Origin of the sequence: Kurthia sp. 11kri321 (assembly GCF_001534765.1) — a bacterium.
Taxonomy (GTDB): Bacteria; Bacillota; Bacilli; order Bacillales_A; family Planococcaceae; genus Kurthia; species Kurthia gibsonii.
The window spans coordinates 1,592,088-1,607,052 of record NZ_CP013217.1; the positions used below are offsets into that span (position 1 = coordinate 1,592,088).

At 35.8% G+C, this 14,965-nt stretch carries 20 protein-coding genes; 4 read left to right on the forward strand and 16 right to left on the reverse strand.

The genetic code is table 11. The annotated features are described in order from the left end of the window. Positions 1-41: 41 nt before the first annotated feature. From ASO14_RS08205 to ASO14_RS08225, 5 genes are all read right to left on the reverse strand, one after another. Positions 42-656: an RraA family protein gene (locus tag ASO14_RS08205; RefSeq protein ID WP_068453730.1), complete on the reverse strand. Its 615-nt coding sequence runs from the start codon at positions 654-656 to the stop codon at positions 42-44. Between the two features lie 117 nt (positions 657-773). Next, on the reverse strand, positions 774-1,427 hold the full coding sequence (locus tag ASO14_RS08210) for an acetate uptake transporter (RefSeq protein WP_068453731.1): 654 nt from the start codon (positions 1,425-1,427) through the stop codon (positions 774-776). A 378-nt stretch (positions 1,428-1,805) separates the two neighbouring features. Continuing rightward, complete coding sequence (locus tag ASO14_RS08215; RefSeq protein ID WP_068453733.1) at positions 1,806-2,255, reverse strand: GNAT family N-acetyltransferase; 450 nt, start codon at positions 2,253-2,255, stop codon at positions 1,806-1,808. Positions 2,256-2,486: 231 nt separating this feature from the next. Then, entirely contained in the window at positions 2,487-3,143 is a 657-nt protein-coding gene (locus ASO14_RS08220; RefSeq protein ID WP_068453738.1) for a hypothetical protein, read from the reverse strand. A 106-nt stretch (positions 3,144-3,249) separates the two neighbouring features. Beyond that, positions 3,250-3,450 (reverse strand): YwbE family protein, encoded by a 201-nt coding sequence (locus ASO14_RS08225; RefSeq protein ID WP_068453740.1) that lies wholly within the window; start codon positions 3,448-3,450, stop codon positions 3,250-3,252. Between the two features lie 103 nt (positions 3,451-3,553). On the opposite strand from ASO14_RS08225, the gene ASO14_RS08230 reads away from it, so the two are divergent. Continuing rightward, positions 3,554-4,027 (forward strand): YbaK/EbsC family protein, encoded by a 474-nt coding sequence (locus tag ASO14_RS08230; RefSeq protein ID WP_068453743.1) that lies wholly within the window; start codon positions 3,554-3,556, stop codon positions 4,025-4,027. A gap of 153 nt (positions 4,028-4,180) precedes the next feature. Here ASO14_RS08230 and ASO14_RS08235 read toward each other — a convergent pair whose 3' ends face one another. The 5 genes from ASO14_RS08235 to ASO14_RS08255 form a co-directional block, all read right to left on the reverse strand. After that, on the reverse strand, positions 4,181-4,474 hold the full coding sequence (locus tag ASO14_RS08235; protein ID WP_068453745.1) for a hypothetical protein: 294 nt from the start codon (positions 4,472-4,474) through the stop codon (positions 4,181-4,183). Between the two features lie 70 nt (positions 4,475-4,544). After that, a complete protein-coding gene (locus ASO14_RS08240) occupies positions 4,545-4,769 on the reverse strand; it encodes a sulfurtransferase TusA family protein (protein WP_068453749.1) in 225 nt (74 codons plus the stop codon). Positions 4,770-4,781: 12 nt separating this feature from the next. Further along, positions 4,782-5,849 (reverse strand): YeeE/YedE family protein, encoded by a 1,068-nt coding sequence (locus ASO14_RS08245; RefSeq protein ID WP_068453751.1) that lies wholly within the window; start codon positions 5,847-5,849, stop codon positions 4,782-4,784. Positions 5,850-5,976: 127 nt separating this feature from the next. Next, the gene (locus ASO14_RS08250; RefSeq protein ID WP_068453753.1) at positions 5,977-6,429 is read right to left on the reverse strand and encodes a membrane lipoprotein lipid attachment site-containing protein; all 453 of its coding nucleotides are present in this window, start codon (positions 6,427-6,429) and stop codon (positions 5,977-5,979) included. 12 nt (positions 6,430-6,441) lie between these two features. After that, a complete protein-coding gene (locus ASO14_RS08255; RefSeq protein ID WP_068453754.1) occupies positions 6,442-7,599 on the reverse strand; it encodes an MFS transporter in 1,158 nt (385 codons plus the stop codon). 82 nt (positions 7,600-7,681) lie between these two features. On the opposite strand from ASO14_RS08255, the gene yeiL reads away from it, so the two are divergent. Further along, entirely contained in the window at positions 7,682-8,380 is a 699-nt protein-coding gene (gene yeiL, locus ASO14_RS08260) for a transcriptional regulator YeiL (protein ID WP_068453758.1), read from the forward strand. On the opposite strand, the gene ASO14_RS08265 is transcribed toward yeiL, so the two are convergent. From ASO14_RS08265 to ASO14_RS08285, 5 genes are all read right to left on the reverse strand, one after another. Beyond that, positions 8,369-8,812 (reverse strand): DUF5680 domain-containing protein, encoded by a 444-nt coding sequence (locus tag ASO14_RS08265; RefSeq protein WP_068453759.1) that lies wholly within the window; start codon positions 8,810-8,812, stop codon positions 8,369-8,371. The genes yeiL and ASO14_RS08265 overlap by 12 nt on opposite strands. A 115-nt stretch (positions 8,813-8,927) precedes the next feature. Then, entirely contained in the window at positions 8,928-9,338 is a 411-nt protein-coding gene (locus ASO14_RS08270; RefSeq protein ID WP_068453760.1) for a GNAT family N-acetyltransferase, read from the reverse strand. Positions 9,339-9,412: 74 nt separating this feature from the next. Next, a complete protein-coding gene (locus ASO14_RS08275; RefSeq protein WP_068453762.1) occupies positions 9,413-9,940 on the reverse strand; it encodes a chromate transporter in 528 nt (175 codons plus the stop codon). Further along, positions 9,937-10,491, reverse strand: coding sequence for a chromate transporter (locus tag ASO14_RS08280; protein ID WP_068453764.1), 555 nt, complete (start codon positions 10,489-10,491; stop codon positions 9,937-9,939). Before ASO14_RS08280 ends, ASO14_RS08275 begins: the two co-directional genes overlap by 4 nt. A 235-nt stretch (positions 10,492-10,726) precedes the next feature. Next, positions 10,727-11,125 (reverse strand): hypothetical protein, encoded by a 399-nt coding sequence (locus tag ASO14_RS08285; RefSeq protein WP_068453767.1) that lies wholly within the window; start codon positions 11,123-11,125, stop codon positions 10,727-10,729. Positions 11,126-11,249: 124 nt separating this feature from the next. Here ASO14_RS08285 and ASO14_RS15255 point away from each other — a divergent pair, with 124 nt between their 5' ends. Both ASO14_RS15255 and ASO14_RS08290 read left to right on the forward strand, forming a co-directional pair. Next, a complete protein-coding gene (locus ASO14_RS15255) occupies positions 11,250-11,381 on the forward strand; it encodes a hypothetical protein (RefSeq protein WP_257720775.1) in 132 nt (43 codons plus the stop codon). 224 nt (positions 11,382-11,605) lie between these two features. Next, positions 11,606-11,875, forward strand: coding sequence for a hypothetical protein (locus ASO14_RS08290; RefSeq protein ID WP_156422361.1), 270 nt, complete (start codon positions 11,606-11,608; stop codon positions 11,873-11,875). Here ASO14_RS08290 and ASO14_RS15280 read toward each other — a convergent pair. Beyond that, a complete protein-coding gene (locus tag ASO14_RS15280; protein WP_068453771.1) occupies positions 11,872-14,754 on the reverse strand; it encodes a Cna B-type domain-containing protein in 2,883 nt (960 codons plus the stop codon). The two genes, ASO14_RS08290 and ASO14_RS15280, sit on opposite strands and share 4 nt — an antisense overlap. Between the last annotated feature and the right edge of the window lie 211 nt (positions 14,755-14,965).

Consider the following 14,965-nt stretch of genomic DNA (forward strand, 5'->3'; position numbering starts at 1 on the left):
TAAAAGAAAAGAATCGTTTACACGATTCTTCTCCTCAACTTTTATTTACTTGTCACTTTCGCTAAGTACGCACGCACCGTTTCTTCTGTTTGTAACACTGCTGCTTCTCGTTCTGCATCACTTTGGATTTTCGCTTGCGTACGCTCTAACACTTCATCAATGTTTGACTGCGGCACGACAATCACACCGTCCGCATCTCCAAAAATATAATCGCCTGGCTGTACCGCTACCTCTCCAATTGCGACAGGTACTTGAACACGTCCGCCACCATTTTTCACACCCGCAACAGCTGTCGTTCCTTTACAAAACACAGGGAAGTCTAATGCGCGTGCTGCTTCGATATCACGAATCACACCATCAACAACCAGTCCCGCAATGCCTACCGCTTTCATCATACTCATCACGAAATCACCTGCAATCGCACGATTCACATCGCCTCTCGCATCGACAACGAGTACATCGCCGCGCTCTGCCTGTGCAATCGCTTCTAGTACTGCCCCGTTTTCTCCAACAGGCAACTTCACTGTAATCGCTTTACCGAATAACGTGAAATCTTCACGAATTGGACGAATCCCCCCCGCAACGAACCCTTCACCATGTTGTCCGTCACTAATCGCTGTTGTTGGATAGTATACTTTTTGTGTTTGTGTTGTCATGTTAATTTGCTCCTTTTGAAGCTGACCCTATTGTTAGTATATACCATAAAAGAATACTTATGCTAGATTTGAAAGATAAAAAAAGAAGCCGATTCACGAATCGACTCCCTTTTACTATTATGAGTGTGTTGCCATGTCTGAAGCTTTTGCTTTTTCACGACGGCGACCAATGATGTTGAATGGTTTGCCTAGTGGTAAGAATTCAAAACCGAAGTGACGGTTTAGAACATTTACGCCTGCACCGTAGACACTTAATAATCCGATTAATAATTCAGAAATTGCAGCCATATTGTGCATTGAAGTTTCTAAGATACCTAGTGAACTTAATCCTAAACCTAAGAATAAGAAATTGATTAAGAAGAAGATTAAGAACAATACCTTGTTTGTTTCTAATGCACCAATTGTCATGAAAATTGTAAATGCTAAATAGCCTAAATATACAACACCGAGTTGGTGTACATCTAATTGTGAAGCAAGTGTTTCGCCTAACACGCCTGCTTGAATTAACCAGCCACCGCCTACAGCTAACCAGAAGAAGCCATATGCACCGAATGCTGTTGCGCCAAATGTATTTCCTAATTTTGCATCAATCATTGAAGCATATAATTGTGCAAAACCCCCTAAAAAGATTGCCCATGGGAGAACAAAGCCTAATCCCTCTGTCCATTCCAGCTTCTGCGTTGATGCCACCAATGTGACAATAGCTAAACCAAATAGACCGATACCAGATGGATCTGCTGCTGTTACTCGAATATCTTGAACCTGTTTCATGTTCATTCCCCCTACTTTATGTACGTTATTTTCTGTTACAAGTAAAATATAACCGTTTACATCAAAAAAGAACCAATATTTTCATAAATAAGTAAAAGAATTGATTTAATAAGCAAAAAAGGTACTCAAAACAGAAAATAATAATTTAAAAGAGAAAATTCGCGTTTTATTGTATTGATACAATCATTTTTGTTATAGTACAAGAAAGGAATTGTATATTTTTTATGCTATTTTTTTGATATTTCCAGACACATACACGCTTTTCTATCGGCTTACAATATAATCGTAGTTCTTTTGACCATATAAAAAAAACACCCTTGTGTCTTCACAAGAAGGTGTTTTCTTTCATCAAGCTACATCATACTATTTTGTAAATTCTTATAATTCTTTTGAGAAGTATAATAAATCAATCGCTTGAATTCCATTTTCAAAAATCGGTTCTTTATAATTTGAAAAAAAATCATGCTGAATTGAATCTAGGCGATAACCTGCCTTTTGATAAAAAGCGATATTGCTAATAGATGAATTTGCTGTCCCAACTTTCATGATCTGAGCTCCATCGTCGTATAAAATCTTTTCAACGAAGCGTAAAGCTTTTTTCCCAATCCCCTGACCTTGACGCTCTGGAGTTATGGCAATATTCTTCACTTCGGAATAACCGTCGCATTCAATTGTTTGAATAACCCCGACTCTCTCCATCTTTTCTGTGATTTCGAATAGTCTACCTTCATTCATATATTCTCTAACGACTGCTTCATCCTCATCTGCAAGGATTAATAAATTCAAAAACTTTTCTCTCGCTCCTACAGGTACTTCGAATAGTTGCATATTATCTCACTCCTATCATAAATAGCATTTAAATACTTAAGTTTTTTCCTTCCATCCCCTAAATATTTAAATTCTTAACTATATTGTAGTCTTTTTAGACACATCTGCATACAATCAGTTTTGCATAAATTAGTTCGCTAAGGTAATAATTCTAGAAAAAATTGAAATTTTATCCATAAATAAGGGATTTTTCATTCTATATAAAAAGAAGCTGTATACACAGCTCCTTCATTATTTTTTCTTTTTCTTCTTTTGATGTGCCGCATCCCATTCACGTAGATCACGTGCGTAGATGGCTTCATTCGTTAGGCGTTGTAAACCTTTTGTGCCTTCGATTGTTTTTTGCATATATTCTTCATAACGTTCTTTATTACCTTGAAGGTTTGCGACATATGCTTCGATATAATCTTCCATCCAGATGAAGTCTAAATCATGGCTACGTGCCACACCGTATTTACCAGCTTCTGCTTCGTAAATTGCGATATTTAAACGTTTACGTGGACTCGATTTCATCTTTTTAATGATTTCGTACGCATTGACTAGATCCTTTTGGCGAATATAACCTAAAAATTCATAGTCATAAACCGTTTCAGGATTTTTCACTTTCTTTTTCACTAACTCAATCGCTTCTAGTTCGTCTTCTAATGTACCGTCTTTAACCGCAAAGACATACGCAAACATCGGCGAACGTTTTTGAAACTTAATCGCAAATAATGTTAACTTTGTGTTCTTCGTTGATGTCATCGCATACATATAGCCGATTACTAACACGATTGCGGCAATGGTGAAGAACCAAAGTGCTGCTGTTTGTGGTACACCTAGTGCAATTGCACCCATACCAAGTGCTAATACAACGACATAAATAATGATGAAATTTAAAATTCTCATGTGCATTTCCCTACCTATTCATCTCTATACAAATATTCATACTATTCTATAGTACCAACCAAGATTTGTTTGGGCAATTCATAAATGGAGAATGATGTCTAAAAATCTATGCATTGTCAAGAATTCTACACACTCTGCCTACTTGACCATCTTCTAAGCGTACTTTAATACCGTGCGGATGTGATGGGCTATTCGTCAAAATATCTTTAACAACACCGACTGTTTCTTTTCCTGTGCGCTGATCTTGTTTTAAGACAATCGCCACTGCCAGTCCTTTATGAATCGTACTTCTCTTACGTCCGTCCATTCTAATCTCTCCTTAATAAATGAAATATTCAAACAATTGCGTTGGTTTTCTCAATTGATTACGTTATCATTATATCATGCAAATAACAAAGGAGGAGCAAGAGATGTCACTCGAACGAGCACAACAATACTTTGAACAATTTGATTTAGTAGAACAGATTCAAACATTTGATGCAAGTACGGCTACTGTACAGGAAGCAGCGCAAGCACTTGGTTGTGAACCTGAACGCATTGCGAAAACTTTATCATTTAACGGGGTAGAACAGCCGATTCTAATTGTAGCGGCTGGTGATACGAAAATTGATAACGCGAAATTCAAAGCGACTTTTCAACTAAAGCCTCGCATGCTAAAACCAGAAGAAGTAGAAGAAACCATTGGTCATGCGATTGGTGGGGTTTGTCCATTCGGTATTAATGAAGGGATACGCGTTTATTTAGATGAATCACTTAAGCGATTCACGACGGTATTCCCAGCTTGTGGTAGTAGTAATTCCGCCATCGAATTAACGATTCCAGAATTAGAACGCTATGCACAAAGTATTGAATGGGTGGACGTATGTAAAAATTGGCGTACATAGGATATGTCTAAATGAAGATTTTTAAATGATTGACAATGCTTTAAAATGTTAAAGTAACAGCATATGAAATTCTCATATTGCATGCACACACATAGTATTTTAAAAAGTAAAAAAGAGGAATTTCATCATGTATTTGACGAAATTCCTCTTTTATTATTGTAGTACTTCATTATAAAGCGGTGCGATCTGTTCAATGAAGCGTTCTGCATCTTCTTTTGTTGCGACAGTTAGAAGATATGTGCGACCAACAGGCACTAATTCATATGTGATCCCTGCTTGTTGTAACTTTTCTTCTAACGCTTCTAATGTAATCACTTCATAATGCGTTAAAATACTAATTTCGAGTAAGTCAAATGGTTGACCGTCTGGTGTTGTCGCATAAATTTTTTCGACGTGACCTGTTTGACGATTCGTCAGCATTTGATTCACTTTGAATTTTTGTTCCATTGTCATCAACCTTTTTATTTATAGAGTCATTAGTATGATGCCATAGGAAATGTATTCTGTAAACAAGTGGCTATTTCTTTTGTACGGTAATCGTCCAAGCCGCATCACCCACTTGTTCAAAATTCGTTACAGTATGCCCTTCTTCTGCTGCCCAGCGTGGAATCGAATCCGTTCCTTGTGTACAATCAAAGCGAATTTCTAATTCCTCGCCTGATGTAAGTGTTTCAAGTGCCGCCTTCGCTTCTACTAATGGAAATGGACAAACTTGCCCTGCTGTTTCTAATACTTTTACCATATAAAATTCCTCCTAATTTGTTTGTGCAACAGTTGGTTGTTGCGCTGTTTTTTTAATTGTTGGACGAACGAATACGAAATAAGTCGCTGTCCAAACTCCTAGAATAATGAAACCAAGTGAAATCCAACCTTGCCATGAGAACATCGCTGTTTGTACAAGACCGTTTCCGATTGTACAACCACCTGCTAAGCTTGCACCGAACCCCATTAGCACACCACCACATAGGCTAGAAACGATGGTTTTAGGATCGGGTACACGTAGACGGAACTCGCCACTTCCTTTTGCGGCGATATATGAACCAATCAATAAACCGAGTACTAAGAAAACACCCCAGTTAATATACTGTACATCACCTGTTACAGCATATTGCACGATATTGGCAGATGGGGTTGTAATACCTAAACCCGACATGCGACCACTTGCTTCACTGAATACCCATGCTAAAATCGCAATCACACCGATTAAGGAAGCTGTCACATAAGTTGACCAGCGCTTCTCAAATAACAGATGCGCGATACCTGTTTTTTTCGGCTTTAGTTGTGGAATGAAGATTTTTGGTTTTCGTGCTTCTTTTACAAGAATGAGTGCCACAACACCGATGAAAAAGATAATAAGTACCCACACATTGACACCGAATGTACGTGCAATCGAATTATCACGTACTTGCATACTTTGAAGAGCGTCATGAATTGGTTTGAATGCCCCTGTCTTCATCATGGCACTCGTTAACATATAAAAAATTAGTGCAATCCAACTACCGACTAATCCTTCCGCTGCGCGATACCATGTACCTGTTGCACAACCTCCTGCTAGAATAATACCAACCCCAAAAATAAATGAGCCAAGTGCTACAGCTACGAATGAATACGTTCCTGCTTCATATACTAATAAATCAAAATGAATGAGTGCATAGACACCGACTGCTTGAATCGCAATCGCAAGTAATAAAGCATTAAACATACGTGTATTTTTCGTTAAATATAAATCTCGAAAACCACCTGTTAAACAAAAGCGCCCTCTTTGTAAGACGAAACCAAGTAGTGCGCCACATAGTAACCCTGTTCCTACCATTTGAATCATTTTCTCACTCCTTCTTTAACCTAGTATTCCTGTAGGATTAATATAATCTATTTTTCTGAATATTTCAACCTTTATTTTTAAATAAAGTAAAAAAATCCCGAAATCAAATTGATTTCGAGATTTTTTCTTATGGTAATACTTTTAAAGCGAAGGCATACTGTGCATCGCCAATTGATACATCTTTCTTTTCATCACGCCAAGAAGCCGTATAACCATAGTAATATGTTCCTGGTTGTGTCGGCGCTGTAAACGTCCCATCTTCTGTTAACGGTAAATCTTTTCCTTGTTCAATGGAATTAAGTTCTGTTAAAAAAGAAGTTGTAGGAAGATTCGTCGTACTCTGCTTCAATTGAAGCTTTTCGCCTGCCTTCACTTGTAATGTCACTTTGTCTTTCATTAATTCAACAGGCCCTGCATGATCCTCACACTTACCATTCCAACAAAACGTCCCAAGAACAGTATCATAACTTTTACCGTCTGCTTCTATTTTAACAGTCGGTGGTTCTTTCGCAGTTTGCCCTTGTATATTACATCCTGCAAGCAATAACACAGCAAAAAATAATGTGATATATTTCTTCAAATTCTTACTCCTTTAAATGTTTTCGGTTGCTTTCGTCTTCTTATATAAATAAAGTGAACCAACGAGTGCTGGTAATGTGAAAACAAACATAGCAGCGAATGCAAAATTCGGTTGGGTATTATAGAAATAACCGCTAATAACCGTTAGAATCGCTGTTCCCCAACTTAATGCAAAAGCGGAATAGATTCCTTGTGCTTTTGTAATCTGTGTATATTCCAGTTCTTTTGCTAAATACATTATAAAGGCAAAATGTGAGACTGCAAACGATAAAGCGTGTAAACTTTGTGACGCAGTAAATATCCATGCATTTGGTACAGCAAAGGCAAGTAACCAGCGCAGTGATGCACCGATTGATGCTAAGACGAATAATTTAGCTGGACTCCACTTTGAAAATACGCGGTCAGCAATCGCAAATAGTAGGATTTCAAATCCAACCCCCACGTTAATGACAATCCCAATCAAATATTTTGGAACTTCTAAATGTTCTAAATAGAGATAGCCATAATTATAATAGGCTGCATGTGAACCTTGGATTAATGTAACTAAAATTAAAATAAAAACGAAATGGCGTGTTTTAAAAATCGTTTTAAAACTAACATTATTCACTTTTTTATTTGGCTTTTCTTTTAATGCTTCTGGTACACGTTGTAGATTGACTGCCACGAGTAGTAGTGTATAGGCTATCATAAGCCATAACATCGATTGATCGCCGTAAAGAGCAGACACAAGGCTCACGATAATAACCGATACAATAAAACCGAGTGAACCATATGAACGACTACGTCCATAATGAATATTATATTTTTGCACTAAAATACCTGCCGTACTATCCAAACCTGGCATAATCGCTGGTAAGAAGAAGCTTAGTAAACACGTTAAAATAAATAATAGCGTTGTATCACTTGTAAAAATAAATAATACGCTCGTTAAAAATGAGCCGTAAATAAAAATTGTCAGTACTGTACTTTGACTAAAGCGGTTTGCCATCGCCGGAAAGATGAACATCGTCGAAATCCCGCGCAATATTAACCCTGCACTCATCATCATACTTGCTAATTCAATCGCTACATCTTTTTCATGTACGAGATACCCTGTCCAATACGGTAGAAAAATCCCCCATGATAAGAAGAAGATAAAATAATGTTGTGCCATCCACTTTTGTTCTCTCATGTTTTCACTCCATTTCTTATTGCAGTTTAGCACGTATTTCTCTACAATAATGTGAGATATCTCATATTTAAGGTGGTAAATGATGCAAAATTTACAAACAGACGACATAAAACAGGTATTACAGATACATCCTATCCATACACTATTTTCTTTTCCAATCGAACCTTTTTTATCTGTTCAAACATTTCAGCGTGGTGACATGATTATTCATGAAGGCGATACCCCTGATTATCTTTATTATGTATTAGAAGGGCGCGCAAAAATTTTCACAACGCAGCCGAATGGTAAAGTCGCATTACTCAACTTTATTACAACAGGTGCTTTTATCGGTGAACTCGAATTGTTACAAGATGCCACTTATTCAAAAGGAGTACAAGCATTAACGGATTTACAGTGTTTTGCGATTTCCATTCAACAAGTGAAATCTCTCTTACTACAAGATGCACATTTCTTGCGCCTTCTTTGCGCCTATTTAAGTCGAAAAGCTACGATGCACTCATCTCGCTTTGCACAGGGGCTCTCCTTCCCACTTGAAAATCGACTTGCGGAATTTATTTTAATCTCTTCTCATGAAGGTATTTACAAAGAAAAGCACACCGAAGTATGTGAATATCTCGGTGTCTCTTATCGCCATTTACTCCATGTTTTTGCACATTTCATTAAACAGAAAAAGTTATCGAAACAAGGTCGCACTTATATCATTGAAGATGTGACTGCATTACAAAAGATGGCGACTGTCACGCACCATCTTGATGTGAGTTTACTTGACTTAGTCGAGTAAACCACCGCTATAGTGAAGTTCATAAATAATATGTGTGCCAAAACGGATATATTCACGTCCGGAAAATCGATCAATACCACCGTAAAATTCATTCAAATAAAGTAGATGTTCCTCTTGGTAGAAGCTCGGACCACGTAATATATTGGTCCTTTCCTCTTCTACAAGGGCACGGCGTAAAAAAGATAATAGTCGCTTCTCACCTATATCATCATTTAAAATGCCACCCGAATAAACCATTGTCCAAATAGGTTCATCTTTTTTATAAATGACCTCATGCCCAGAATAGTAGCGATGGCCAATTTCTTGATTTTCAAAGTGATAGAAACCATCTTTGAATGTTGTATGGCGTAATCCACCTTGTACATAGTGATCTGCATTCTCTGCATAAATCGATTTTTTCACTTTCCAAATAAATGCTTTTAAATCTCCCATCTCTTCACCTACTTTACACTTTTTCTTCTTATTCCCTTTTCACTGTTTCATAATCGAATTCCTTCTATTTGAACTAAAAAAACACCTTGGAAATGATTCCAAAGTGTTTTTTCGTTTATGTGAATTTTGCAAAAGCGACTGTTTCGCCTTGATTACAAGATGTAAAACCGTGCTTTTCATAGAAGTGACGAACGTCTGGTGCTTCTTCCGTTAACAATACTTTTTGTCGTACAGAAGCAAATGTGTGTAATACATCCTCTAATAAGTGCGAGGCAATTCCTTGATTTTGTTCAGCTTCCTTTACCAAAATATCTTGGACATAGATGATTGTTAAACCATCACCGACAACACGAACTAAACCAACCAATTCTTCCCCTTTATAAGCGCCTACAACATAAAGGGATTGTTCAATGGCTTGTTGTAGTTGTGGTAAATCTTGCGTATAAGCAAACCAACCGACATCGTTATATAGTTCTGCTAATTGTTCTTTTGAAAATTGTTTTTGTTTTGAAAAAGTTACTTTCATATTTTATTCTCCTCCTAAATGTAATTTAGTGTGAAGAATGCTTACGTAATTTATCCACTGTCTTATACCTCCTTTTATAAGAAAAAACCACCTAATATAAGACTCAAAACGATTAAAAAAATAACATTCACTTTTACGATATCAATCAAAATATAACAAATTGCGACTAATATGATGGATAACCAAATACCCGAGGAATCCATCGATGTTTTTAAGAAACTATATGCGAGTTGCCCCATCAAAATAGCGATTGCTGGTAAGACATATGTGGAAAGTCGCTGTACACGTTGTGACTTTTTAAATTTATTTAGTAGCCCTAAAAGAGCTATCATTAAAATTAATGATGGCATAATTGTTGCAAAAAGGCAAATAATGGCTCCAATAATACCTGCCTGCTCATATCCAATGTACCCTGCCATCTTTGTTGCAATCGGTCCTGGTAGAGCATTCGCCAGACCAACTGTATTACTAAACTCCTCTGTCGTCATCCAATGATGTTGCTGCACCACTTCTTCTTCCATTAATGGAATCGTTGCAGGACCTCCTCCATAACCAATCAAATTCGTATAGAGGAATACAACGAATAATTGCCAATAAATCATGTACTTTTGCCTCCCTTACGAACTGGAAGAACAAACGCTAATACAAGGAATGATACAATAACAATCCCTGGATGTAGATTGAGAATAACCATTAAAATGATACTGATCGCTAATAAAACTAAACCCGTTAGAATTCCTAGCTTATAGTAAGATTTTTTCAAAAAATCAACCATCAAGCTAAACATCATCGCAGATACGACAAGTATAACACCTTTTGTCATACCTTGAACAAATGGTACTTCTTGAAACTTTTGTAAACTACCTAATAACAGAATAACAGCTACTACAGTCGGTATAACCGCTGCTACAAGTGCATTGAGCATGCCTGTAATACCTGCTACACGGTAACCGACATACCCTGCCATTTTTGTTGCAATCGGACCTGGTAACGTATTCGCAATCGCTAATGTGTTCGCAAACTCATCTGAATCCATCAATTTAAAATTTTTCACTACTTCTCTTTCAATTAAAGGTATAACCGAAGGGCCTCCACCAAAACCTAGTACACCTGAACGAAAAAAAGAAATGAAAATGGCTTTTTGTTGTCGCAAAAAAACACCTCCATGTACTTCTTTCCATTATACCTTTTTTTTGAAATACACATACTTCTTTTTGAAAATAAAGAAAATTCCTTTTAGTTGTTTATGATAAAAATGAAGTTCTTCTTACTGAATGTTTTAAAAAATAACTTGTTTTTTATACAAATTTAATCATTTATTCATAGATTTCTCTACATTTCATTTATAAATATGTATATAGCCTAGATAATATACGTTTTATTTATAGTTAAATGGATATCCACGCATCCATTTGGATTAAACGACTGAATTCTGCTAAACAGACATGGTAAATTACACGACGTTCTAGGTGTACAATGTAATAGCTTGGAAATTTCACAAGCGCTTGGTCAAAGAATACAATTTGATGTTTTTTTGTATAAAAAAGCTGTTCTAGGTGATATGATTCTGTTAATTCGTGTCCATTTGGAAAGTAAAGAATATCTTTCATTGCATCTATTTTCGTCGAATAGGTTGTAACAATTGTCTTTATTTCTCCCACTGTTTCTGTTTTATACATTTTAAGCATTCTTTCTTTTGGGACAATTTCTCGCTCTATAATCTGTTGTAAATTACTGATATGAGTGGGGATTTCAATACGTTCAATAACAGATTGTTGATGACTCATTTTAAAACCTCCAGATGATATAATCACGCTACCATTCAATTTTCACTTTTTTTACCAGCATTAACAATAATCAAATGATGCAAACTGTCTAATATTTAGACAACAAGGAGGAAATGTCTAGTTTATGAAACCACTTAAAGTGACACATACCAACCTTTTACTTTGGAATTCTTTACGTGATTTAGTTTTTTTAGAGAATAAGGATTTTGAACGCATTACAATTAATGATATTTGCAAACGTGCAGCTGTTCATTGATCTACCTTTTATAATCACTTCCAAGATAAATATGATTTATTCACATTCGGTTATCGCTATTATTTACTGCAAAAAATAATATTGCGATTGAAAAACAATTTTTCTATCCATTCACAATTTATAAAATGTTAAATGAACAAATCCATCTTCATTTTTTTCATTTTAATTATGGTGATTCATTACATGCTCTCATTTACAAACTACAAAGAGAAGAAATGGGACGTATGTTAAAACGGTTAGTTGAAGTAGGCTATCATTTAGAAATAGATGTACATATTGCGGTAGACTTATTCTTATCCATTCATATGACATTCTCTGAACAAATAGAAACTGGCTTATTAAAGGGTGAAGAAGCCGATGAAATTTTCCAAAAGTTTTTATGTAAACCACTTGTAAAAAAAATACACACGTCTGAAAAAGTAGAAAAAGTGGAAATTGTAAAAGCAAAAGGCTTCGACATCATTTATACATACCGAAGCCTTTTCTTATTTTAACGACTCTGTTTTTTATGACGGCGATTTCTAAAGATGAAGAAAATCGCAAGTAAGCAAAGTATTACACCTACTACAATATACCACGGGTTTGTCTTTTCACCTGTTTTTGGAAGATTTTCTTTTTGTACTGGTCTATCTATTTCGTACGGTACATTTTGGAATGAGTTCCCATTTGGTAACAATGCACCTAAATTAGAAGGACCATCTACTTCAAATTCTTCGTTACCTGAACTTGGTGGTTCAAACTCTTCCCCACCGTCAAATGGTGGTTCTTCTTCTGGAGGTGTTTCAATCAAGCGATTTGTAATGACAATATTTCCTTTATTCTCTACGTCGATGGATACTTCATAATCTTTCAGCTCTGTAACTTCTTTTACTGTATATTTAATCGGCTTTCCATCTGCATTTTGATTGAGATCTTGCCATGTGTGTGTCCACTTATTCTTCTCATTTAATATAACTGTTGTACCTTCTTTTTTATCATTCGCATATAATTGAACACGAATATCGTCTGGACGTTTTCCTTCTAAATCATTTTGATCATCCCATGTTTTCGTAACGGTTACACTTGTCTTGCCGGGTGTGTAGCTATTTGTAATATCCATTCCTTCAATCTCCGTTGTATAGTTTGGTACGGAGTCTTCGGTAATCGTATAAACGATTTCTTCTCCACCATCACGATACTTCGGTAATCCTGTAAATTCATATGCCCAATCTTCTTTTTCCGTTACAGTTTTTTCTTGAATCTCTTTACCATCTGCGAATAGATGGACTTTAATCTTACTTGGACGTTTTTGATCGCGGTTACCATCGTCATCCCACTTCTTTTCACCTTTTAGTTCAACTTCTTCTGGTACATGTTTATTAGTAACTAATATCATCCCAGGAGTCGTTTCGTGGTCGACGATTACTTCATAGCCGACAGGTGTATTGACTTCCTTTACTGTATAGCGAATTTTCTTTCCTGCTTTTCGCTCATCTAAGTCTTCCCATGTGTGTTTCCATTCATTTTCTTCATTTAAAAGAACCGATTCGCCAACTTTTTCATCATCGCCATATAATTGAACTGTAATCTCCGTTGGACGTGTACCATCTTGATTTTGTGCGTCGTCAAAGAATTTCATGGCAGTTCTTGAAGTTTTATATGGCGTGTGTTTGTTATTAATTGTTGTACCTTCAATCTCCGTTGAATATTCCGCAATTACTTCTTCTGTTACTTTATATTCAATAAGTTGACCTTGATTTTTATACTTTGGTAAGTCGGTAAACGTGTACTTCCAATCCGTTTCACTTGTGACAATTTTTTCAGCCATTAATTCACCATCCGCAATCAAGTTGACTTTAATCGCTTCTGGTCGAACACCATCTTGGTTATTGGCATCATCCCATTTCTTTTCAACTGAAACGGATGTTTTTTCAGAACCATTTTTTAACTGACCTACATTTTTCACTTGTGTCGTTCCTAAATCTTTCGTTTCGATGATGAATGAGGGTCGTTCATTTGTCAGTTCATATCCTGTTGGTGGCTTTACTTCTTGGAAATAATAGTTACCCGTTGTTAATTTTTCTACACGCACAATACCATTACTATCAGAAGTAACATTTTCTTTATACTTTGTATATTCACCTGATTGACTTTGTTTGTATAAATCAAATACAGCACCTTGTAAGCCACGTGATTGCTCATCTACTTTTTTCATCTCAACATTAGCTGTTTTACCTGTGATTGAACCTGATCCAACATTCCATTCTACCTTTTTTTCTAATACCCATGAATTAGGTGGATATTTATCATCCTTGTATTTTACGGTGATTTTTGCTTTATTTTCAAATTCACGCTCTTCTACCACTTCATCTAATGGAAGTGTCGAATATTCTAAGGCATATTCTCGGAATGCATCGCCTTTATTCTGTGCATATTCTTCATATTCTTTTACTTGGGGTAAAATTTCTGTTTTGAAACTTTCATAATATCCGCCTGTTGGATTTCTTTTTAAACCCATATCATTCTCTTTTATTACATCAATACTAAACGATGATTTATCAAAGAAACCTTTTGAAAACGCAAAAGTATCAGGCCAAGATTTATCAAAAGAATACACAGCAATAATCTCTTGATCAATCGGTGCATCTTCTACAGTAATCGAACTGATTTCATCAAAGGAACTTGCTTTCCCTAATAGTACATTTCGTCCTAACCCGATTTCCCATGTCATAATTCTTGTTGGGATATCGAACACGCCTGTTTCAGAGTTCTTCATCGTAACATCTCTTACTGCACCATTCTTTAAACTATTATTTGGATGACCAGCACCTTCACCACCACCGCCGCCACCTGTTTCAAAAGGTGGAACAACTACAGTAATGATTTCACCAGGAGGGATTTGAATTTCATTGCTTCCTTCTTTCACGTATTTTTCATTCAATCTATATTGTAAGTTGAACTCACCACTTACATCTGAATGTGTTGAAATATAATCCGTTGTAAAAGTCATCTGTATATAATAATACGAATCTTTGTTACCTAGTACTTTTGCTTTCGCAACTTCTTTTCCATCATTACTTAAAGTAAAGTCAAATTGATTCACAATAATAAATTCTTTTGGGATTGAGAAGTTTAAAACATCTCCTTTTTCAAACGTATTATCAGGTAAGTTCCACTGATAATCTAAATCGTATGTTTTTCCAACTTCTAATGTCCCGTTATTTTCAATAACTGTTCCTGAGGGCGTCCTCATTTCAACATCTGTAACATATTGATCACCATTAAATATAACAGCCTTTGTTGCATTATCATCTCCTGCTGCAAATACATAGGGGTTAATTAATAGCGTCGAAATTAAACATAAGCTACAGAGTATACTGAGCCATTTTTTCATACATAACGCTCCCTTTCATAAATTTCTTTAACTTACAATGTCTAAGAATGTATTCCCCTATTCATATTTACAGAAAACATTCAAATTACTATAATCCAACATTTTTTGGTGATATACTTCATTTAAGGTTAATTTTGTGCGATTTTTAAGATATAATATATTTTTCCTAGTTATTTAGTTTTAATATATATATGGCTATATTTTTCTTAAT